18 protein-coding genes and 1 other RNA gene are annotated in these 22,889 nt (G+C 45.6%); 9 read left to right on the top strand and 10 right to left on the bottom strand.

Features of this window, described 5'->3' with window-relative positions; translation table 11 throughout:
• Positions 1–16: 16 nt before the first annotated feature.
• Genes HGO26_RS03615 through HGO26_RS03605 form a run of 3 tightly spaced genes read right to left on the bottom strand, consistent with a single transcriptional unit; the run spans position 17 to position 2,413 of the window.
• On the bottom strand, positions 17–367 hold the full coding sequence (locus HGO26_RS03615; protein ID WP_113940646.1) for a DUF3325 domain-containing protein: 351 nt from the start codon (positions 365–367) through the stop codon (positions 17–19).
• Complete coding sequence (locus HGO26_RS03610) at positions 364–2,037, bottom strand: PepSY-associated TM helix domain-containing protein (protein ID WP_168823389.1); 1,674 nt, start codon at positions 2,035–2,037, stop codon at positions 364–366. The genes HGO26_RS03615 and HGO26_RS03610 overlap by 4 nt, the downstream gene beginning before the upstream one ends.
• Position 2,038: 1 nt before the next feature.
• On the bottom strand, positions 2,039–2,413 hold the full coding sequence (locus tag HGO26_RS03605) for a DUF3649 domain-containing protein (RefSeq protein ID WP_168823387.1): 375 nt from the start codon (positions 2,411–2,413) through the stop codon (positions 2,039–2,041).
• A 428-nt stretch (positions 2,414–2,841) separates the two neighbouring features.
• On the opposite strand from HGO26_RS03605, the gene HGO26_RS03600 reads away from it, so the two are divergent.
• Both HGO26_RS03600 and hpf read left to right on the top strand, forming a co-directional pair.
• Positions 2,842–4,410: a methyl-accepting chemotaxis protein gene (locus tag HGO26_RS03600; RefSeq protein WP_105249832.1), complete on the top strand. Its 1,569-nt coding sequence runs from the start codon at positions 2,842–2,844 to the stop codon at positions 4,408–4,410.
• 248 nt (positions 4,411–4,658) lie between these two features.
• Positions 4,659–5,015 (top strand): ribosome hibernation-promoting factor, HPF/YfiA family, encoded by a 357-nt coding sequence (gene hpf, locus HGO26_RS03595; protein WP_028760784.1) that lies wholly within the window; start codon positions 4,659–4,661, stop codon positions 5,013–5,015.
• 93 nt (positions 5,016–5,108) lie between these two features.
• Here hpf and HGO26_RS03590 read toward each other — a convergent pair whose 3' ends face one another.
• Both HGO26_RS03590 and HGO26_RS03585 read right to left on the bottom strand, forming a co-directional pair.
• Positions 5,109–5,759, bottom strand: coding sequence for a response regulator transcription factor (locus tag HGO26_RS03590; protein ID WP_168823385.1), 651 nt, complete (start codon positions 5,757–5,759; stop codon positions 5,109–5,111).
• 29 nt (positions 5,760–5,788) lie between these two features.
• A complete protein-coding gene (locus HGO26_RS03585; protein ID WP_168823383.1) occupies positions 5,789–6,967 on the bottom strand; it encodes a histidine kinase in 1,179 nt (392 codons plus the stop codon).
• Positions 6,968–7,150: 183 nt separating this feature from the next.
• On the opposite strand from HGO26_RS03585, the gene HGO26_RS03580 reads away from it, so the two are divergent.
• Together HGO26_RS03580 and HGO26_RS03575 are read left to right on the top strand one after the other, a co-directional pair.
• Entirely contained in the window at positions 7,151–7,642 is a 492-nt protein-coding gene (locus HGO26_RS03580; protein ID WP_168823381.1) for a DUF2141 domain-containing protein, read from the top strand.
• 14 nt (positions 7,643–7,656) lie between these two features.
• Positions 7,657–9,321, top strand: coding sequence for a carotenoid oxygenase family protein (locus HGO26_RS03575; RefSeq protein WP_168823378.1), 1,665 nt, complete (start codon positions 7,657–7,659; stop codon positions 9,319–9,321).
• Between the two features lie 62 nt (positions 9,322–9,383).
• Here the strand turns inward: HGO26_RS03575 and HGO26_RS03570 are convergent, their stop codons facing one another.
• Positions 9,384–10,106, bottom strand: a complete 723-nt coding sequence (locus tag HGO26_RS03570) for a YebC/PmpR family DNA-binding transcriptional regulator (RefSeq protein ID WP_028760779.1) — start codon at positions 10,104–10,106, stop codon at positions 9,384–9,386.
• Between the two features lie 435 nt (positions 10,107–10,541).
• On the opposite strand from HGO26_RS03570, the gene HGO26_RS03565 reads away from it, so the two are divergent.
• Positions 10,542–12,110, top strand: a complete 1,569-nt coding sequence (locus HGO26_RS03565; protein WP_168823376.1) for a methyl-accepting chemotaxis protein — start codon at positions 10,542–10,544, stop codon at positions 12,108–12,110.
• Between the two features lie 332 nt (positions 12,111–12,442).
• Complete coding sequence (locus tag HGO26_RS03560) at positions 12,443–12,667, top strand: TIGR02922 family protein (RefSeq protein ID WP_028760777.1); 225 nt, start codon at positions 12,443–12,445, stop codon at positions 12,665–12,667.
• Positions 12,668–12,849: 182 nt separating this feature from the next.
• Here HGO26_RS03560 and HGO26_RS03555 read toward each other — a convergent pair whose 3' ends face one another.
• Entirely contained in the window at positions 12,850–13,431 is a 582-nt protein-coding gene (locus HGO26_RS03555) for a TetR/AcrR family transcriptional regulator (RefSeq protein ID WP_168823374.1), read from the bottom strand.
• A 133-nt stretch (positions 13,432–13,564) separates the two neighbouring features.
• On the opposite strand from HGO26_RS03555, the gene HGO26_RS03550 reads away from it, so the two are divergent.
• Positions 13,565–14,632: an alkene reductase gene (locus tag HGO26_RS03550; protein WP_028760775.1), complete on the top strand. Its 1,068-nt coding sequence runs from the start codon at positions 13,565–13,567 to the stop codon at positions 14,630–14,632.
• 71 nt (positions 14,633–14,703) lie between these two features.
• Here HGO26_RS03550 and HGO26_RS03545 read toward each other — a convergent pair whose 3' ends face one another.
• Positions 14,704–17,121 carry a Lon protease family protein gene (locus tag HGO26_RS03545; RefSeq protein ID WP_168823372.1) on the bottom strand — a complete coding sequence of 806 codons (2,418 nt, stop codon included), beginning with the start codon at positions 17,119–17,121 and terminating at the stop codon, positions 14,704–14,706.
• 519 nt (positions 17,122–17,640) lie between these two features.
• On the opposite strand from HGO26_RS03545, the gene HGO26_RS03540 reads away from it, so the two are divergent.
• The gene (locus HGO26_RS03540) at positions 17,641–20,361 is read left to right on the top strand and encodes a putative bifunctional diguanylate cyclase/phosphodiesterase (protein ID WP_168823370.1); all 2,721 of its coding nucleotides are present in this window, start codon (positions 17,641–17,643) and stop codon (positions 20,359–20,361) included.
• Positions 20,362–20,459: 98 nt separating this feature from the next.
• Positions 20,460–21,698 (top strand): DEAD/DEAH box helicase, encoded by a 1,239-nt coding sequence (locus tag HGO26_RS03535; RefSeq protein ID WP_168823368.1) that lies wholly within the window; start codon positions 20,460–20,462, stop codon positions 21,696–21,698.
• 185 nt (positions 21,699–21,883) lie between these two features.
• Here HGO26_RS03535 and ssrA read toward each other — a convergent pair.
• Positions 21,884–22,239, bottom strand: a transfer-messenger RNA (tmRNA) gene (gene ssrA, locus HGO26_RS03530).
• Between the two features lie 71 nt (positions 22,240–22,310).
• On the bottom strand, positions 22,311–22,802 hold the full coding sequence (smpB, locus tag HGO26_RS03525) for an SsrA-binding protein SmpB (RefSeq protein ID WP_006080832.1): 492 nt from the start codon (positions 22,800–22,802) through the stop codon (positions 22,311–22,313).
• Positions 22,803–22,889 lie beyond the last annotated feature (87 nt).

The raw sequence follows: 22,889 nt of genomic DNA, 5'->3' as shown, positions 1-22,889 counted from the left end.
CAGTGTTAGCTTGACATTAGATCCCAGCACTCAGTAATAGAGTGCCAGTGAGCACGCTGCCAGTGACGATTCCTATCGGTAAATGGCGCGGGCTGTAGCTTAACGTTAGGATGACCAGCATTGCCGCGAGGGAAATTATTCCCATAAACAAAATGCTCCCGTAGGCCCAGCCCTGATCGCTCGCGCAGGCACTTAAGCTAAATGCTAGTAGTAACCAAGCAAACAAGGTTAGCAAACGACTTTGCCATTGTGCTGGTGGACGATTGAACACATCCTTGAAGTGACCAAATTTAGCTAAGGCAAACAGGGCGAGGGAAAGATAACTCAAACCTAAGATCCCAAGTAGGGGAATAAATTCTGGCATCATGATTTGGCTTCCTCCAATGAAGATGACGAGCTAAGGTCGCTGGCAAGGGATGTTTGGGATTCGCTTCTACGTGCATTTTTTGCTTTTTCTGGGCGTTGTTTAGAGGGGGCCTTAGCGATCAAAGTCACTCTTTTACTGGCAAATAGCATAGCGCCACCAAGTAGCACTGCGAGCACGTCAAATCCGACTAAAGCCCATTGATGGGATTGGATATTGTCGATGATATTGCTTGGTGATGTGAAGGCATTGAGCACGGGCAGCGCACAGCACAAAGTCCCTGTGAGTCGTAATGCGGTTTGCCACTGGCGACGTGAACGACCCAAGAAAGCCCAAACTCCCATTGCTGCTAACGCGATAAAGAAACTGTGAACTTCCCATTCAGAGCGGCTTGCAAAACTTGTCGATAAGAGACGATTGGCGTAAAAGAAGGCTACAGTGCCTAAGGGGAGTCCTAAGATAAACATGAAGTTTAACCCTTCAACTAAACGTAATCCAAAGCTTGGTTTCTCGCCTTTATCGATCAATTTTTGCTGTTTTTGACGTAGACGAATGGCCCACATCAAAGTGCCTGTCGCGATCATAGCGCAGCCTAATAAACCGCAGAAAAAGAATAAAAATCTTAGCAGCGGGGCGGCAAAACGTGCCGTGTGCAGCGACATCATAGTATCGTAAGTCGCGGATGCTCCTGAGGCCTCGTGCGGGCTGGCATATTTAAGCTCACCATTTACCCCGTTGAATATCAAAATATTGGCTTCATCAGTCACATCTTTACCTGTGTTTTGGTAAAAGGTCACTTGGCTATTTTGATCTTTAGGGTATGACACTATCACTTGCTTAATTGGCGCATCGCCCCATGCGGCTTTCACTTGAGGTAGTAATTGGCTCAGTTGCACCTGTGGCGCACTAATCCCCGCGGCTTTCTCGGTTTGTCTGGCGGGATTAAGTTCTTTTAAAAAAGTTTGGTTATCACCCGAATAGGCGGTATTAACCGTCCATGGGATATAGATAAGCATTAGGGTAATAAGCCCTGTATAAGTGATCATCAAATGGTAGGGCAGGGCGATGACAGAGCTCACATTGTGCGCGTCTAGCCAAGAGCGAGCGCCTTTATCCCGTCTAAAACTGAACAAATCTTTGAAGATCCGTTTGTGGATCACTATGCCACTGATAAGGGCGATCAGCATAAACATAGTGCAAACGCCGACGATATAGCGGGCTGTAATAGCAGACATATAGTGCAAGTCAAAGTGCAGACGATAGAAGAAATCACCGCCGCGACTCTCACGCACTTCTGAGATCATGCCGCTGCCATCTGCTAAGGCTACATGTTCTTCAGTCTTGCCACGACGCTGACCTTTTTCTGGTGGCAGTTGCCAGCTAACGCTTTGAAAGGGGGTTCGTTCAGTTGGAAAACCTATCATCCAGCGCTGCGCTGTTGCCGGCGAATGCGCTTCTATGTAACTTTGACCTTTATCTAATTGGTTTTCGAGGGTATCGGCTCGGTAGTCTTGATAAACCCCTTTGTGTAATTCGGGTTCATTCCAAAGGCTGATCTCATGGCGAAAATAGCTCAAGCTACCCGCAAAAAAGATCAACAATAATACCCAACATACGAGCAAGCCTGCCCAGGTATGTAGCCAAGATAAAGTTCTAAAAAATGTCTCTTTCATCTTATTGCCCACATACCTTGATTAATCCAAAACATAACAAACTCACTAAGCCTAAATCTCGCCACGCATGCCAGGTTTTACGCACACAAAAGGCATAAATAATAGCAATGGCATAAAACAGGAAAGCTAACATATTGGCCGTTATCGTGCTTTCAAAGCGCGGCATAGGTAGCACTAATGTCAGCAGGCAAGCCAAGGTTGCTGCCGCAACATAACCCGCCAGTAGAGCGGCACTCGCACGGGCAAAGACTTTGAAGGCAAACTGCGATTGCTCTTGCTTAAACCATTGCACAATTCTCCGCGAAATCAGCGAGAACGAGCGCATTTGGGTTGTAGAAGATTGCGTTGAGGTTTCAAACGCGGGTGTATTAGACATAAGTGCCACTTCTCATTTCGAGCCAATATGGGTCTGTTATGGCTATCCGTTACTGTTGATTCTGCAAAGTGTGCTTGAGCTTTTTGGCTTAACGACGAATGCATTTCTATAGCAGTAGATAGCTAACCGCGAGAAGTATAACTTAGTTAATTCAAATGATAAACGATATCATTTAGATTCGAATGTGAATCTGTGATCTTAAGCTGATCTGCTTTAGCGAGTGTAGGGTGACGAGTTTAACGTATGTAGCGTAACGAGCGCTCTGTCACAATTGTTTGTTTTTATTTGTTGATATGTGTTTAGTGGTTACTGCTTGTTTAGCATTAGGTTAATTTTTATGCTGCCAATGTGAGCTTTATCAATTTTGATAGACGACGGTTTTGGCAGAATGCGTTATCTTTTTTACCGAGACCTAGCCTGATAACCCTATGCATAAAAATTCTACAAATGGTGAAACACACCTGTCAGATAATGCGATTTTACTATCAACGACGGATCTAAAGGGAAACATTAAATATGTGAATCAGACCTTTTCGCAGATCAGTGGGTTTAGTGTTGCTGAGTTGCAAGGGAATCCACATAACATAGTGCGCCATCAAGATATGCCTGCGGCTGCATTTAAGATCCTCTGGGAGCGAATTAAGCAGGGCAAGCCTTGGATGGGGATAGTTAAAAATCGCACCAAAACGGGCGGCTATTATTGGGTAAATGCCTACGTCGCGCCAGTGTATGAAGATGGTAAAGTTCATGAGTATCAATCTGTTCGTCGCCAAGCCACCCCTGAGCAGATTAAAGCCGCTGAGAGTATTTACAGTGATATTAATCAGGGCAAGCAACCTAAAGTATTGCGTAAAGATAGGTTAGGTTTCAGTGGTAAAATATTGCTGGCCATGTTGGTTTCGATTACGGCTACGGCGATGATTGCCAGTTATTCCCCCATAGTTGCCGCGATGGTGGGAATGAGTCTCGCGTGCCTAGCATGGTATTACCTGATGCAGCCGCTGCAAAAGCTTGTGTCTATGGCAACCAACATTATTGACGATCCCGTCGCTACGGGCGTGTACACCGGCCGCCAAGATGAGATCGGTAAATTAGACCTCGCCCTACGTTTTTTGATCACTGAAATTGGTGGCGTTGTTGGCCGTATGGCTGATTCTGCCAGTGAGATCCAAGCACAAAGTGTCAGCCTTAAACAAACCATTACAAACACTTGGGAGCACGCCGATAGTCAGAGTGAACAAACCACGCAAGCTGCGACTGCGATGGAGCAGATGAGTGCCAGTTTTGCTGAAGTGACGGGAAACATTCATCGCACAGCCTCGGAAATGGTGTCGAGCCATGAGGCGGCTCAACGCGGGCATTCTCGTTTAGAAACGGTTATTGATGCGATACATCAGTTAAGTGTACAAGTGAGCCACTTTTCCGATGTTGTACAAGCTATTGAACAAGATAGCAGTGCGATTCACCAAGTGCTCGAAGTCATACGTGCCATTGCCGACCAAACTAACTTATTAGCCTTAAATGCGGCAATTGAAGCGGCACGGGCAGGAGAGAGTGGTCGTGGTTTTGCCGTGGTGGCCGATGAGGTCAGACAATTATCGAGCCGTACTAGCCAATCCACCTCGCAAATTGAGTTAATTGTTAGCCGTTTTAGGGAAAGCACTCAAAGGGCGACCTCGACTATGATGGCGGGGCAGGAACAGGTAAAACGTTCGGTAAGCTTAGCGCAAGATGCGAGTGTGGCTTTTGGCGAGTTGCTTTCATCTATTTCGCGAATTAATTCTTTGAGTGATGATAATGCGGCGGCGATGACGCAGCAGACTTCGGTGGCCGCAGAAATTAGCCGAGCCATCCATGTGATCAGTGACTTGGCTCAGCAGAGTTTAGAGCAGACGCTCGATGCGGCGGCGCGGGGTGATCAAGTGTCGCGTTTATCGACCAAGACGCATCATTTGTCCCAACAGTTTTGGCAGCAGAGTGTGCAACGTAAATATTAAACGTATTTACCTTATGTCGTATTGCATTTTGTGATTGATTTATTATTAATGCCTGTTTATAAATCAATCACTTAATCATGTTTTTCTCGCTGTTTTATTTTTGACTTCTTGATGGAGGTCACATTTAGGAGATGCTAATACCTGAGTTTACCGAAATATTTGCCAATAACCCTTGTGTTTTATCCTGCATGCCCCAAGCTCTATTAGTGAAGCAAAAATAAAAGTAATGACACTAAAAGGGACAACCTATGAAAATAAATATTTCTGGTCACCACGTCGATGTTACTGATTCTATTAGAGAAGATGTTAACGAAAAATTTGCAAAAATCGCCACCCATTTCCCCTCTCTGATCGCACTGGACATTATTATTGCGAAAGAGCATGGCGAGTATCAGGTTGAGCTTCGTACGAATTATGAAGGAAGCCGTATTTCTGCTTCAGGTACCGATGAGGTTATGTACCCAGCAATCAAAGCCGCATCGAAAAAATTAGATGCAGCACTTAAGCACCGTAAAGGTCAGTTAAAAGCGGATTTGCATGAAACCCCGAGCTGTACAACGCCAGCTATTGCCCATGAAATTATCCAAGAGATGGATCTTCGTTAGGTTTTAGCCATAACTCATCGCTTTAGATGAGCACAAAAAGGGCCTTAAATGGCCCTTTTTGTTGGCAATTGGCTTTTGCAGAATGCTATTAGGTTAGATCAATGCCAGTTGTAATCCCTTGAGCACAGCTTGGGTACGGTCTCGGCAATCGAGTTTAGTGAGTATGTTAGAGACATGATTCTTCACTGTGCCCTCGGCTAAAAATACCGCATTGGCGATTTCCTTGTTGGAGAAGCCGCCCGCCATAAAACTGAGAATTTCCCGCTCCCGTTCCGACAATAATTCATTTCTAGTTACCCCAACGCTAGGTGCAGGTTTAGGCTCACTCATCTGTTTGAGTACCGAAGGCTCTATCAAGTAGCCGCCTTTGGCGACGGTTTCGATGGCGTGCAGTAACTTGTCGAGTGACACGTCCTTGAGCAAAAAGCCGTTGGCTCCCGCCTGTAAACTATTGAGGAATAACTCACTGTCATCGAAGGTGGTTAACATGATGACAGGTAAGCGATTGGCACTCTGGCGTATCTGTTTGAGCATGGCGATACCATCAAGATTTGGCATACGGATATCACTGAGCAGCACATCGACGGGATTGCTGGCAAGCTTTTTGAGTGCATCTTGACCGTCTTCGGCTTGCCATAACACGCGAATGTTGTCGGAAATAGCGAGCAGGCTGGCGATACCTTGGCGAACCAATTGCTGATCTTCCACTAAACCGACACTGATAATGTTGTTTTGCGTATCCATAGTGATCCCAAAGCGTTTTTAATAAAAAGTTAAGCGAGTGCAGGGAGTGTGAGGGTGAGTTGGCAGCCGGGCGCCGAGTCATTTGCCCTTAACTCCAAGGTGCCATTAAAGGGTTGTAGCCTTTCCTGCATGCCGCCGAGCCCTGTACCGAGCTGTCCTGTACCGTTTAGCCCTGTGCCGCTTTTAACTGATGCGTTTCGCGCGGCTCCCCGTGTTAGCCCCACGCCGTTGTCGCTTAGTTGCAATACCAGCGCGCTTTGGGAGTCTTGCATGCTCAATTGCAGTTGATTCGCCTTGCCGTGACGTACGGCGTTGCTGATGCCTTCCTGCAGCACTAACAGTAGTGCCTGAGTCAGTTCGGCTGATTGCAGTGGCTTCATCCCTTTGCAGTTAAGAGTCACGTTGGGTAAGCGGGTCATCAGTGCCTCTAAAGGTGGGACTAAATTCAATCCGACTTGCACTCTTTGCGCCCTGACGACGGCGCGAATACTTTCAAGTAGCTGTTTAGCTAAGGATTTACTTTGGTTTACTTGAGGTTTGAGCTCCTCGGGCGCTGTATGGCTTAGTACTTCCAATTGCAGGGAAAGCGCTGTGAGTTGGTGGCCGAGAATGTCGTGCAAATCGCGTGATATCCTTAATCTTTCTTGCTGTTCGCTGGCTTGGCTCAGTAGGGCGCGAGTGGCAATAAGCTGTTGGTTTAGCTGTTCTTGTATCAAACGTGATTTACGTTCAGAAAGCCTTGCTTGGCTACTGCTGTAGGCAAAGAGTTGAAAGCCAAGATAAATCAAAATATTGAACACATTGCTTTGTTCATGCAATTGCCATTTCAGCAGCGCGTAATAAACAAGGTTGGCTAGCAGCAGCTGTGAAATAGCTTGGCGGCGATTGAAAAACTCAGGCAACAGTGACGCCCAAATAACGAAGAGGATAGGCAGTAATGCGTTGTTTGCTGTGAGCATTAAGCTCAACACGATCAACGGCATCGCTAGCGTGGTTATGCAGCGAAGTCGAATATTATTATGCGCAACTTTATCGGTAGCTATCAGTATAAATTGCACTACAAACAGCCCATACAGTACGGCATTTAGCATGCCTTGCCATGTATGCAATGCGGCTTGATTTATCCCAACCCAAGCGACTAATGCCCAAGTGAGCACTCCAGCGGCAATCAACATGTTTTCTTCTTTCGCTAATCGATTTTCTAGCACGAATGTCTATTCCTTAATCCAATTCTGCCGACCATTCTAAGGTATCACCGCCAGATGTCACTATGCCAAAAGTCATGTTGTTATCATTTTGTTTCATGACTTTTGGCACCTGTTTTTAGTCCTGTGATTTTTTAAGCTAACTCCATCGCAGTTACTTATGAGCGCAAATAACAGGAGTAAGACATGAAACACATGAACTCGGCTATGACAACACTGGCTCGCCAAGCTAATAAGACGAAAAGGACGTTATCAGCGATTCGGGGTGCAGGCTTAGCTTGCTTGCTCTTGTCTGCAGCGAGCATTTCCACAGGGATTCAGGCACATACCCTGACTGTGGATATCGATAATATTCAAGTACAAACCGGCGCCTTGATGGTTGAGCTTTATGCCAATGCCGAGGATTACGCTGCAGGCCATAATCCTAGCGCTTCTATGATAAAACCCGTCACTAAGACAGAGCATAGGCTGGTATTTAGCGATCTCGCCGATGGCCAATACGCGGTAAAGGTCTTTCATGATGAAAACAACAATCACAGTTTAGATACCAATATGTTAGGTGTGCCGAGTGAAGGTTATGGCTTTAGCAATAACGCCGGCAGTTTTGGACCAGCGAGCTTTAAAGACGCCAGTTTTAGTCTGCAGGCTGATGCGCAAATCACCATACATATTCGCTAAGGGAGAGCTGCGCCATGGATAGACGTCAATTTTTAGCAGGCTCAGCCGCCCTCATGACGAGTGCAGTTTGGGCAAGTTCAGTGGATAAATTATTGGCGCTGGATAGCGCACAAACGGTCGCACGTGAGCCATGGGCGATTGGATTTAGTGGTGCTGAAGGCGACTATCAGCTACTCACTATGCAGGTTTCGGGCGAGTGGCCAGCGCAGTTGAATGGCAATCTATATCGTAATGGGCCAGCGAAAATGTCTCGGGCAGGTAAGGCATATCAACATTGGTTTGATGGTGATGGCATGGTGCAACAGTTTAGTGTGAGCAATGGGCAAATTCAGCATCAGGCTAAGTTTATCCAAACAAAGAAGTTTAAAGTCGAAGAGGCCGCTGGCGCGTTTAAGTACACGACCGCAGGCACAGTGATCCCCAATGCTTTACCTATTCGAAATAACGATGATTTGAATGTGGCTAATACTAGTTTATTGCCGCGCCACGGCGAGTTGCTCGCTTTATGGGAGGCGGGTTCACCCTATCGACTTGATGCCCAGACCTTAACCACGCTTGGCGTGAAAAGCTTTGGTGACAAATTTAAGGGCTTGCCCTTTTCTGCTCACCCGCTCGATGACGGACAAGGTGGACTATGGAATTTTGGCGTCTGGTATGTCGGCGGTGAGAAGCAATTACTTGTGTATCAAGTGGCGTCCGATGACAGCATAGCCAGAATGGAAGTGATTGAATTACCACAGGCGAGTTACTTACATGCCTTCGCGCAGAGTGAGAATAAGCTGGTGTTTTACATTTCATCCTGCGTTTATGAAGAGGGCGAAACTTATATTGATGCTTTTAAATGGCGCCCCGAATTGCCATCGCAATTACTGGTTATCGACAAAGCCGACTTTAAAGCGCGCCAGTTACACCCGCTGCCTGCGGGATTTGTGTTTCACTTTGGTCAAGCCATTGAGAAGAATGACGAACTTTCTGTGCAGCTTTGCCTCTACCCCAATTCAGCTATTTTAACCCAAGGGATGAAGGGGTTACTGACGGGGGAGCGTAAAACTAAGACACCCCATGCAGAGTTAGTGACTATCACAGTACCGCTCACAGTACCGCTCACAGTAGCTAGCAAAGCGCAGTTTGCGGAGACCTTGTCTTCCTCTGCCCGTATTAACCGTAGCGGCGTGATGATGGAGTTTCCCCAGTTTTCGCAGCACATTATGAGTAAAAAACAAACTAGCGGTGAAAAAGCGTTTGCAGAGAAAACAGGTGGGGCTTCGGCGTTTGTTCCGTTATTTGGCGTTGGAGCAAGATCAGATTCAGCTGTTAACTCTGGCTCCAGCTCTAACTTTAAATATGAAGCAGAATCTGACTCTGAATCAGGGCTAAGTAACACTCTGTATTGTATTCATAATGCAAAAGACAGCAGCAAACACAGTGCGGATACACTTGGCTACGCGAGCTATAGCGAGTTTTATCTTGGCAAAGGTAAGATTGCCGAAGAGCCGCTCTATATCCCCGCCATTGAGCAGCACGAAGCTTATTTACTGATGACTTGGCTCGATTACCATAATGCACAGTCTGGTTTGTCTTTGTTTCGTGCCAGTGATATCAGTGCGGGCCCCATCGCTTCGGCTCAAATGAACAGAGTATTGCCACTAGGATTTCATGGTTGCTTTATTGAAGCTTAATATTTTGACCTATAAAAAAACGCAGCCAAGGGCTGCGTTTTTGTTTCAGGCGAAAGAAACGTCTAGTCATCAATTTCCGCATTGTGATAGACGTTTTGTACGTCGTCACAATCTTCAAGTGCGGCAATAAACTTTTCAAACATAACGACATCTTCACCTTCAACTTTAGTCATGTCCTGCGGTACGAAGGTGATATTGTCAAATTCAAAGTTAACCTCTGGCATCGCTTCGGTCAGTGCAGTTTTGACTTTAAAGTATTCAGTGTGTGGCGCGTATACTGTGATTAAGCCATCTTCAAGCTCAACATCGCTTACATCAACGTCAGCCATCATCAGCAGTTCTAAAATCGCATCTTCGTCATCACCCGCAAACACGAACACGGCTTGATGATCAAACATGTGGCCAACTGTACCTGGGCCGCCGAGTTTGGCATCGTTTTTCACGAAGGCTTGACGCACTTCGGTGAAGGTACGTTTTACGTTATCGGTTAAGCAGTCAACAATGACCATGCAGTTGCCAGGACCAAAACCTTCGTAACGGGCGGTATCGTAATCTTCACCACCGCCGCCTTTGGCTTTTTCAATTGCGCGTTCAATAACATGCGCAGGCACTTGGTCTTTCTTAGCGCGTTCAATTAAGCGACGCAGTGATAAGTTTCCATCGGGCTCAACGCCGCCTTGCTTAGCGACAACGTAAATCTCTTTACCGTAGCGTGAATAAATGCGGGTTTTTTGACCGGCTGTTTTCGCCATGGATTCTTTCTTGTTTTGATATGCTCTGCCCATCTTGATCTCGTTAGCTCAAAAAAATTGCGCCGATATTAGCAGTTTTCTTGGCATAAGTGCAGTCGTCCCTATGTGATTTATTACCTAGAAGGCGACGGGGCACGCATTTCAGGGCAAAGTTGGTTTTCTCAAGGAAGATCCGCTTTTAGATAGGCTAGGACTATATCGCGATAGATTAATACTAATGTCTAATGCCATACGCTCGTGAGACTGTTGATGATAGCTAACTTCTACTTTGTTTATTTAGCGAGATAAATTATCTAGCTTATTCAGAGAAATAGACTAAAACTATAAATCTTGAGCGCTATCATAGTTAGCCCTCCCTCGTCAGTTGTAAGCAATAGCCGCTGTAATTGATAGCAGCTGAATGAAGGCTAATGATTCGACTCTTAGCATTTCCCTTTCATTTTTACCTTGCGTAGTTACGGGAAGTATATGGAAATACAACAAAAAATTTTAATTTTCATCAGTTTTACGCTGGTCACTCTGGGGAGTTTATTACTTGAGGGGCTGCATCTTCCGAGCATTGTGCAGGCGGTGATCTTGGGCGCACTTGCCTGTGGCTTAGTGGTGTGGGTGTGTTTGCGCGCATCTAAGGCTAAGCTCGACACCGATGAGGCAAACATTAATGCATTACAAGAGCAAAGCATCCCCGCCCACGACATTAGTGTGCAAACCAGCAAAATTGCTATCGGTTCGGCTGAGGTGTCGCATTTTATTGATTTATTGAATAAATCAATTGAATCAAATGGCGAGCATGCCAGTGCCATTGCGGTTGCCGCGGGGCAATTGAGTCACACTACGGCCCAACTTGGCGATAATGCCGCCGATATTTTAGGCCAAGCTCAAGAGGCTGAGCGCGTTAGCGTGCAGGGACGAAGTCAAGCTCAGAAAGGTGTTGCGGCTATTCGTTCACTGAGTACGGATATTGATACCGCCGCTGAGCAAGTGCAGGCGCTTAAATCAAGAGCCGAAGAAATCCAAAAAATTACCGAAGTGATTAACTCCGTTGCCGAGCAAACTAATCTGTTGGCGTTAAATGCGGCTATCGAGGCGGCCCGTGCGGGAGAGCAGGGTCGAGGTTTTGCGGTAGTGGCAGACGAAGTACGCAGCCTTGCGGGGAAAACGGCGGGTGCAACCCAAGATATTGGCAAAATGCTATTAGAAATCCGCAGTGAAACGGATAAAACTTCTGGGCTGATGGAAAGGGTCGTGACGCAAACCGCCGATGTGGTCGCGGCTATGGGCGAGTTAGACGCGCACTTCACTGAGATTTCGGCTTCTGTGACTCAATCGGCCCATGCCTTAGGTGATATGGAAGATTCACTCAAACAATATAACAACACTACTAACGACATTAGCCGCTCGGTGACTCAAATTCGTGACTCGTTAAATTCGACGGGTAAACAGAGTCATAGCGTATCCGAGCAGGCCTTTACTTTATCCTTGACCACTGAGGGTATTTTTAAAGCGCTGTCTAAATGGGATACACAAACCTTCGATCAGCAGGTTCTGCAATTGGCGAATGTTGCCGCTAAAGCGTGCGGTGACAAGTTAGCACAAGGTTTAGCCAGTGGCAGTTTTAGCGAGGCTGATTTGTTTAATCCTAAATACCAACCTATTACCAATACTCAGCCGCAGAAATACAGCACGGCTTTCGATCGTTATACCGATCAGCATTTTCCAACAATTCAAGAGCCCATTCTGGCAAAAAACAGCGAAATTATTTATGCGGGAGCCGTTGATAGGAAAGGTTATTTTCCGACCCATAATAAACGCTTTAGCCAAGCACTGACAGGCAAAGTTGAGGTTGATATGGTGCACAATCGAACCAAACGCTTGTTTAATGATCCGACAGGAATCCGTTGCGGCGCCCATACTGAACCTGTGCTATTGCAAACTTATAAACGCGATACGGGCGAAGTGATGCACGACTTGTCGGTACCCATTTTTGTAAACGGTAAACATTGGGGCGGATTTCGAGTGGGATTTAAAGCTAAGTAGATTACTGATAACTCAAATTTAGGTTATTTACTCTAAAAAATGCATAAAAACGCATCTTTATTTGTGTATTATATGTGATCGATAGTGGTTAATTGATTAACATAATAGAAATAGATTGGCATCTTTTTGCCGAAGTGCTTAAATAGCCCAAGGTGTACAGTATAAGACAGTATTGTATCCAATAAAAAATCATAAAATTTGAATAAGACCTTAAGTAATTGATTTAAAATGTTTAAAATATCTTTCTGGATATTTTAAAATGTTGAGGACAGGGAGCTCTCTTGCGACGTAAATATAACGCAGTAGATGCTGCTTAATGTGAGTTAAATGTGATGCAAGCAAATCAAGCGACTGTAACTGTTTTATATTATGATGCGCCCGTAGGGTTAATTATGCACAACGCCGTATTAGGTAATTTGCCAGTGAGTGAAGCTGGGCGTGTGATGATACCTGCAAGTTTCCGCAAGGGAAAATCTATCATTGCTGTACTTGAAGGTGAGTGTAAGATATTGAATTCATTAGGCGAGCGAGTGTTTGCTCAAGCTAATATAGGTTAACATTTTAAACTAATCGTCATTCTTGGGACGAATAATTCGCTTTGCTAAATTATCGTCCCGACATCTTCTGCAAAAATTCTATTCAATTCATCTATTTCTATTTCTATTAATGTTAGCGCTTGTTCGCCTAATCATATTCGGTTAGTCATTCAGATATTTACTGTCCCACAAATTAACGCACTTTAATGGCAGACTTCTGCCATTAATTGGTCTGCAAGGTACTGTAAGGTTTCGGCATTAGGATGGGTGTGGGCGAAGGTTCTTAAACCATAAATTCCCATCATTAAATATTGGGCTCTTTGCTCGCTGCTGCGATTGCCTTGGAGGAGTCCTTGTAACGTTGCAGTGGCAAATTGTAGCGTGAGTGTTTGCTGCCAAGATTGTAGATACTGATTGATGATGTCTCGGATCTCAACATCTTGCTCTGCAATTTCATTTAACGCTTTTGTCAGTAAGCAAGCTTGGGCGCTATCGCAACTCAGACATTCAATAACGAGATGATCTAAGTAGGTTTTCAAATTAGTCAGCACATTCTCGCCATTGCCGAATAGATTGTTGAATTGTTCGTTTCTGTCGAGTTGATATTGCTCAATGGCCGCGATTAATAACCCGCGTTTATTGGTGAAGGCACAGTAAATCGACCCCGGATGTAATCCCGTGGCTTGAGTAAGATCTTGCATGCTCGTTTTGGTGTAACCCTTGTGCATGAAGGCGGCCATAGCGCCGCGAAGTACCTGTTCTCGGTCGAACTCTGCATTACGCATCGAATTTCATTCACTTGTATAGAAACGCTTAGGCCAGATTCTACCTAAATTTGAACAAACATTCAAAAATGAACTTGAATGATCGTTCAAATAATAATATCTTGAATGCATATTCAAGAATGGAACTGAGAAAATGACCACACAAACCACGCCAAATTCATTGGTAAATCTGTTCGATACCTACTCACTTAATGACACTATTACCTTAAATAATCGTATTTTAATGGCACCTTTAACCCGTTGTATGGCGGATGCCGATTTAGTGCCGACCGATGATATGGTCGCCTATTATGCACGCCGCGCCGAAGCGGGTTTGATCATCACAGAGGCGACGATTATTCGTCCCGATGCTCAAGGTTATCCAAATACCCCTGGTATTTTTACTCAAGCGCAAATTGCTGGCTGGCGTAAAGTGACCGATGCGGTACATGCCAATGGCGGTAAGATTTTTGTGCAGTTATGGCATACGGGCCGCGTCGCTCATCCACACTTTTTCGGTGGTGGTGATGTGCTTGCTGCATCAGCGCAGAAGATTGAAGGCAGCGTGCCAAGAATGCGCGAACTGACTTATGTCACGCCAAAACCTGCCACACTTGAGGATATTCAAGGCCTAGTGCGTGATTACGCCAAAGCGGCGGAAAATGCCATTGAAGCGGGGTTCGATGGCGTCGAAATCCACGGTGCAAATGGTTATTTAATTGATACCTTCTTACACCATGACAGCAATCGCCGCACCGATGAATACGGTGGAACACCTGCCAATATGTCCCGTTTTGCGCTTGAGGTTGTCGATGCTGTTGTGGCTCGTATCGGCAAAGACAGAACCGGTTTACGGATTTCTCCAGGGGCTTATTTCAATATGGCGGCAGATAGTCGTGACCGCGAAGTGTTCGATTACTTCTTGCCTGAGCTGGAATCCCGCGATATCGCTTTTGTGCATATTGGGATTTTCGATGACAGCATGGAATTCGATTATCTTGGTGGCAGAGCTTCAAGCTATGTGCGCGCACACTATGGCAAAACCTTAGTGGGAGTTGGAAGCTACAGCGCTGAAACTGCCAGTGAAGCGATTGCGGCGAATAAGTTTGATTTGATTGCTATTGGTCGTCCATTCATTGCTAACCCTGACTATGTTGCTCGCGTGCGTGATGGCGTTGAACTTGTTCCTTACAGCGATGAAATGCTTACAAGCTTAGTGTAATTTCGCTTAATAGCTTTATAAAGAAAGGGTTAGCATGTGCTAACCCTTTTCGTTTGTCTCGTGCCTTTTATTTAATCCGTTTTAACTAAGGATCTGAGTGCGGTGAGCTTTTGCTGAGCGATGCCAAAAATACTCTCGGGAGAATATTGCCCTTGGCTAGGTGCGGCCGTTTGCGACAAACTGCCCGCGGTTTTACCGAGCAGTAATTCCATTGCTTGAGTCACATGGGTAATAGCCCAAATATGGAATTCCCCCTGTGCCACTGCATTGACAATGTCTTTGCGCAGCATAAGGTTTGCCATGTTCGAGGCAGGAATAATCACCCCTTGTTCCGGTGTACGGCCTTTTATTTTGCAGACATCGAAGAAGCCTTCAATTTTTTCATTCACACCGCCAATGGGTTGAGTCTCACCAAATTGGTTCATCGAACCTGTGATGGCAATATCTTGCCTAATTGCTTGCTCGCTAATAGCCGAGATAATGGCGCAGCATTCGGCCATTGAGGCGCTGTCACCGTCTACACCGCTGTATGATTGCTCAAAGGTGAGGTAAGTGGTGAGCGGGATTTGCGCCGTCTTACCTAAAACTGAGGCTAAATAAGCGGTTAAGATCAACACGCCCTTAGAATGGATCCGGCCTCCAAGTTTGACTCTGTGCTCGATATCCATCACTTCACCCTTACCAAACGCTGTGGTTGCTGTGATGCGATTGGGCATACCAAACTGATGATCTGAGGTCGAGATTACGGATAAGGCATTGATTTGCCCAACCACTTTGCCATGAGTGCTAATCAAGGTCGTGCCGTTGGTAAAGCTTTGCATTATGTTGTCGTGCAGACGCGAGACTCTTTGCTCTTGATTTCGCAGTGCTTGCTCAACGTGCGGCACTAAAATTTGCTGACTGCCTGCCGATTTAGCGCAGTAGTTTGATTCCCGCAGTAGGTTGGCAATATTGGCTGAGTGTAGCGACAGTTTTTGTTGATCTTCGGCTTCCCGCGAGCTGTATTCGATGATGCGTGCTATAGCCGCACGGTCGCAATGTAGCATGTTGTTGTCGTGAACTATGCTCGAAATAAAGCGGGCATAGTGCGCCTCAGAAGTTGAGGTTCTGTCCATCACATCTTCAAAATCGGCGGTAACGCGGAATAACTCACTGAAGTCAGGATCATAGTGCTGTAATAGCTGATAAGTTTCGTGATCGCCAAACAGAATAATTTTCACATCTAAGGGGATAGGCTCAGGCGCCAATGAAATCGTGCCCGACAGTGACACTTCACGCTCGAGTGAACTTAAATCGAGTTTGCGTGAACGCAGGGCGCGTTTTAACCCGTCCCACACGTAAGGGCGTTCTAACACTTTTACCGCATCCATCAATAACACGCCGCCGTTAGCTTTGTGCAGACTGCCAGAGCGGATAAGTGAGAAGTCGGTGAACACTGTCCCCCTGAAGGTAGCGTTTTCCACATAACCAAATAGGCTGTGATAACTTGGGCTTTCTTCTACGACAATAGGGAATTTTTGAGTCCCTTGAGCGACCAAAACGTTAACTTGGTAGCGGCGGGGCATTTTCTTTTCAAGGGAAGCGTAGGCTAGGCCCAGTTGTTCTTCACTTTCTTCTAAAAAGATATCTAAATTGTCTAAGATATCCGCCTGCATACCGGTTAAGAAAGTCCGTGCTTCGGGCTGGTGCTTGAACTTATCTTTGAGTGGCTTAATAAAATGGATTAATACTTCTTTGGCGACTTGTTCGTCATGCTCTTGCTGCTTGTCGCTGAATTCTTCTTCCCATTCAGTGATTTGGCGAATAATACCCCGTAGTTTAACCTCTAGCCCATTGATATTACTTTCAAATTGACTACGTTCAGTCTCTGTCAATGCTTCGAATGAAGCTTCGTCATGGGGTTCTTCACCATTGAGCGCTACCATTTGATAGTCGCCCTGCATGGTTAAACTGAGGCTGATGCCTTTCTGTTTCGCTTCTTCGGTTAATTCTGTGAGTGCGACTTCTTGCTTCTGTGATAATTGGCTTTTGAGCTTTTCAGTCCGGGCATAATACATTTCATTATCAAAGGCTAAAGGCATAGCTTTGACAAGTTTAAGCATCAACTTTTCGACGGCTTTTTTAAATTCAAGCCCAGTCCCTGCGCTCAGTTTCAGCACTTTAGGGCAACGGGTATCGTCGAAATTAACCACATAGCACCAATCGTACAGGGTATGGTCGTTTGGCTCGTGACGGCTTAGGTAACGCAGCATCATGGTCCGTTTGCCGAGGCCGTTCTGACCTATGGCGTAGATGTTGTAACCCTTTTCTTTAATTCCCATTGCAAACTCTACCGCTTGCTGGGCGCGTTCTTGGCCGACAATATCATTGAGAGGTGTGAGTTCTGCTGTCGATTGGCAATCTGTGCTTAATTGGTCGAGTTCGCAAATGCGATATAATTGTTTACTGTTGAGCAGGGTAGCTTGGCTTGATACGACGTCAGTGGGCATAAATATCCTTGGTTTTTCAGCCTTATTATTTCCATTGTAGACAATAAGATAGCATTTTTGTCAATCAAAACTCTGTTATTGCTGATATATGTCTTTAGGGATGGTTTTCTCTCGCTAAGAAAGTGCTGAATTATCGGGGGAAGACTTAATTGATTAAGTCTAACTAATTGTTAGTCAATAAACTTATTGCGATACTGACACTAAAATTTTGTGCTAAAGTAGCAAATGCAATGTTAGTTGGATTTACCCGTGCAAGCAGTCTGCTGAGTGTGAGTAAGTTAGTGTGAATTTTGATGGTTTGACCTCTACCACCCTAAAAGGTGGATATGATGGAGTAAGTTTTAGATCCAACCTTAGTGCCAATTGAGATGTATTGATTTGATGTTAAACGTAAAATTTTATGAGATTTTACTGCTTGGTTAACGTTTTCCCTCTGTAGCAATATTGGGCATGTGTTTAAGGTCTTACGGTATTCTCGCTGTAGGCCGATTGAGCAGTAACGAGATCTGAGTTGGCAAGATGATGATAGATGTACCTATTACGCAGCAACAGCTGGATAACTGGTTGAGTGACTTAAATTTAGTCGCTGAGATATCAAGCAGTAAAGTAATGTTATTAGCATGGAATGCTGCGGGTGAACTTAGCAGCATGTTAAGTTCAGACTCTGCGGCTGAAAGTGAAATACAGGCAATACTCAGCCACTTAAGTGGCAATCATTTGGCTACCCCCCAGCCTGCTATAAGCCAGTCCGTTGTGATGCCCTCAATGCTCACACCATCAGAAATCGTTCCCAATCCCTTTGATTTTATTGATAAACCTACTATTTCCCCTCTAAGCAATGCTAAGTTGTCCAGCCTGAGTGAGCCGATTTCAGCATTGCCGCGATTAGGCAGTCATCAAATCACGGCTGCATTATCTGTATCACAGCTAACTGAGCAGGTACGTGAGCCTCTGTTAATTATGGATACTCGGCAGCACTCAGATTGGCACACTTGTAGCGCAATCGGCAGCGTGATTTGTTTGTCTCTCGCTTGGCCATCTGGGGCACATTTTGGCTTTTTATGCTTCTATCACAACGAGGCTCACGGCGTAGATTCAAAAACGCTACAATTTGCCAAGCTTATCAGCGATAGTATTCAACACCAGTTAGGCGAGATATTGAGCCAACATAATGCGGCTGAAACATTAAGCCGAGGTTCACCGAGTCGTGTCGATACGGTCGATTTACAAACTTTTATCGATAGTTTTGACGAACATATTTGGATGAAAAATGCCGCTGGCATTTACACTCTTTGCAATCGTAGTGTTGAGAATGCGTGGGAAATGCCCCGCAGTGAGATTGTTGGTAAATCCGATGTTGAACTCTTTGGTGCTGATATTGCAGAGATTTTTCTAGAGGGTGATATGCTCGCTATCGAGTCAGGTACGCCTATCATTGTCGCTGAGTGTTTAGATGGCAGTGAAGCTAAAAATCATCTTTGGCTAGAAACGCTAAAACTCCCAACACTCAATGCCCAGGGTGAGCTCGTGGGCGTTATCGGTATGACTCGCAACATTTCCAAGCATAAAGCAGTTGAAGAACAACTGACACTGGCGACCAATGTGTTTAAAAACTCGGTTGAAGGTGTCGTTGTGACCGACCGGCATGGCAATATTACCGACGTTAACGGTGCATTTTTTGAGATCACAGGTTATGTGAGGGAAGAGTTACTCGGCCAGAATCCTCGGATTTTTAGTTCGGGTCGGCATGATAAAGATTTTTTCGATAAACTCTGGAATGCCTTGCTTACTCAAGGTAAATGGAATGGCGAAATTTGGAATCGGCGTAAAAATGGCACGATTTTTCCGCAAAATATCACCATAAGCACTATTTATGATGACGTTGGAGATGTGCGTTATTTTGTCGCTGTATTTGCCGATATTTCAGCCCAGAAAGAGAATGAAGCACAACTCACGCACTTAGCGTATTTTGACCCGCTAACGCATTTGCCCAATCGCATGAAGTTCATGATGCAGCTTAAGCAAGAAGTGCGACAAGCTAAGCGGCTGAATTTGCAATTAGCGACTGTGATGATTGATGTCGATCTGTTCAAGCATATCAACGACAGTTTTGGCCACAGTATAGGCGATGAGATGTTGGTTGAGCTTGCCAAGCGTTTACGCAGCCAAGTAGGCGATCAGGATGTGTTATCACGGATTGGTGGCGATGAGTTTGTGGCATTGATCTCAGGGATCGACAATAGTGCAGATGCCGCAGTTGCTATAAATCAATTGCGCCAAGTGTTTGAGCAACCTTTTATTGTGAGCACGGGCGACCACTTACGTTTAACGGCGAGTATGGGCGTTTCTTTGTATCCAAATGATGGAACCGATGCGGACACTTTACTGCGTAACGCGGATGCGGCCATGTATCGCGCCAAAAATGATGGCCGCAATAATTATGCTTTTTATACAGAGTCCTTAACTCAACAGTCTTTTGAACATCTTAAGCTGCAAAGTGCCCTCTATGGCGCGATTGAGCAAAATGCCTTGTACTTAATGTACCAGCCAAAACTTGATTTAGTGACTCGACAAACCGTGGGATTTGAAGCATTACTGCGTTGGCACGATCCTCAACTGGGTTTGATTTCGCCCGCGGTATTTATTCCTGTGGCAGAAAAAATAGGTCTTATCCATGAGATAGGTTTATGGGTGTTAGAAACCGCCTGTCGTCAGGGCATGCGTTGGCTTAGTGAAGGTAAACACTTTGGCCGCATTGCGGTGAACGTGGCCGGACAACAGTTACAGCGCAGTTCCTTTGTGGATGATGTGAAACGTGTCTTAGCTGAAACGGGTTTGCCAGCCAAGCATTTAGAGCTTGAAGTGACCGAAAGTGTGATGATGCAGAATCCTGATCTTGCTATCCGTGACTTAAAGCGACTTGGCGATCTGGGTATCGAATTATCGGTTGATGATTTTGGTACTGGCTATTCATCGCTCAACTATTTGAAAAAACTGCCTATTCATAAATTGAAAATTGATCAATCTTTTGTGCGGGACATTCCCTTCGATACCAACAATACCGCTATCGCTAAGGCTGTGATTGCGCTTGGACATGCGTTGAAGCTGGAAATTATCGCCGAAGGGGTTGAAACTAAAGAGCAAGCTGATTTTCTGCAACAAAACCAGTGCGATCAAGCCCAAGGTTATCTCTTTAGTCGTCCGCAGCTAGCTGAAGATCTCGACGCATTTCTATCGTAAAACAAGTTTGCATATAACAATAGGCTAGCGCTATGCCGCTAGTCGCTTAGGGTTGTGTCTGCTAAAATTCTAGCCATTATTTTCAGTGGTTAACCGCAATGTCTTTTAGTGCCTTATCCTTAAACTCCACGTTAGTTAATACCTTAGCGGTTCTTGGCTATGAATCGCCAACGCCAATCCAGTTAGAAGCGATCCCTGCCATCTTAGCTAAACGGGATGTGATGGCTGGCGCACAAACGGGTACAGGCAAAACCGCTGCGTTCGCCTTGCCTATCTTGCATCATTTGATGACACTCAGCCCTCCGCAAGAGTTAACGGCCGTGAGATCCATACGCGCATTAGTCTTAGTGCCGACACGTGAACTGGCGGTGCAGGTACAGCAGAGTTTTGTTAAGTACGCTAAAGGGACTGATATTCGTATCGGCATCGCCTACGGCGGCGTGAGTATCGATGCGCAGGTCGCCGTGTTTAATGCAGGGATTGATGTGTTAATCGCAACACCGGGCCGCTTACTTGACCACCTTAGGCAAGGTGCATTAAATCTTAAGCAATTGAGTGTGCTTGTTTTCGATGAAGCCGACCGTATGCTCGACATGGGGTTTATGGATGAAATTCAAGCCGTGCTCAAGCAAGTACCGAGTGATAGGCAAACCCTGTTATTTTCTGCCACTTTAGATGCCGCTATTTTCAGCTTAAGTAAAACCTTACTGCGCGATCCCAAGTTGATTGAAGTTGCCAAGCGCAATACGACCGCTGCCGAAATTGAACAAGTGGTTTATGCCGTCGACGCCGACCGTAAAACCGAACTTGTTAGCCATCTGGTACGCAGTAAAAACTGGCATCAAGTGTTGATTTTTAGCCGCACCAAGCAAGGCGTCGACAAACTGGTTCAGCAACTGAATAAAGCCGATATTAGCACTCAGGCGTTTCACGGTGACTTGTCCCAAGGCGCGCGCGAGAAAGTCTTGCAGGAATTTAAACAAGGTAAGATCCAAGTGCTAGTGGCAACGGATGTCGCCGCCAGAGGCCTAGATATCGTCGAGCTTAAATATGTGATCAACTTTGAGCTACCCTTTATCGCCGAAGATTATATTCATCGTATTGGTCGCACAGGTCGAGCGGGTAGTGCAGGGCTTGCCATCACCCTCTTTAGTCAAGAGGACGCCCTATTATTGGAAGAAGTCGAAGTCGTATTGGACAAGCGTTTACCACAACAATGGTTACCCGGCTTTGAACCCGACTTTAATAAAATGGACACCGAACCTAGACGTAACGGTAAAGCGGCTCAGAAGCAAAGAGCGAAGAAACGGGCTTTGGGTGGAAAGGGGAAAAGGTAGGTTTTTAGGTGCGGCGTCTGAATGGCTGAATCTAATAGAGATTAGATCAAGTGGTGACATGATTCATTTATCGACGCCAGTTCAGTTCCCGCCGCTGCATTTTAATCAATAGCTCGAAATGGGTAATAGCCTGAAGGTTCAAACAAAAAGGGCTTAACCTTGCGGTTAAGCCCTTCTGGTAAAATTGGTGGAGGCGGCGGGACTTGAACCCGCGTCCAGAACACCTACATCCAAGGCACTACATGCTTAGTCTCTCTTTTAATTAACCCGAATAAACTCCGAAAGACAGGATTTCATCGGGCGAGTCCGGTACTATTTCGCGGTTCACCCCCGGACGGAGTTCCCTCGCTATCAAATGTAAGATGACCATCTGTATACACCGCCCATTTGAGAGACCTGTGTCAGATGGCTAGCTAGCCTAAGCTGCTAGAGCGTAGTTATCGTCGTTTGCAACTATAACTGTGCGGCTTTTTACGAGGCCAACCGCCCCTCGGCATGCTCCCAGGGTTTCGTGAATCCTGTCGAATCCAGAATCGCCCCCAAGAATTTGATTGTAACCCGTAGCACTATGATCACCTAGCATCATTTGCTTCAAGTTCAATCGTTTGTTCATTATCCGTGCGTTTTTTCTTTTTTCATCACGCGGGCTTTTTCAACTTCCCATTCACGCGCTTTAGTATCTTCGCGCTTATCGTGATCTTTCTTACCTTTACCTAGGCCAATTTCCACTTTTACCCATGCACCTTTACGCCAGTACATTGATATAGGAATAATAGAGTAGCCTTGGCGCTCAACTAAGCCCGCTAGTTTATCTAGCTCTTTACGGCTGAGTAGCAGTTTTTTCAAACGTAGGGGATCGCAGACAACGTGTGTCGATGCTGTATTCAAAGGAATAATGGTGCAGCCATGCATAAAGGCTTCGCCATTTTTCAGGAATACGTAACAGTCGGACAAGTTGACCTTACCCATACGGATAGATTTCACTTCCCATCCCATAAGGGATAGGCCGGCTTCCATTTTCTCTTCGAAACGGTATTCGAAGGTTGCGCGCTTATTACGTGCGATAGTCGCAGGCGCGGCTTTGCTTGAATTTTTCTTTACCATAGTGGCGCCATTATACGCACGGTGAATCAATTTGGTATTGATATAAGGGTTTATTTAGTTAATTTCAAGCCTCTATCGTGTTGTTGC

This window comes from Shewanella oncorhynchi (assembly GCF_012584455.1).
Lineage (GTDB): Bacteria > Pseudomonadota > Gammaproteobacteria > Enterobacterales > Shewanellaceae > Shewanella > Shewanella oncorhynchi.
This window is presented reverse-complemented; position numbering and strand designations above follow the sequence as displayed.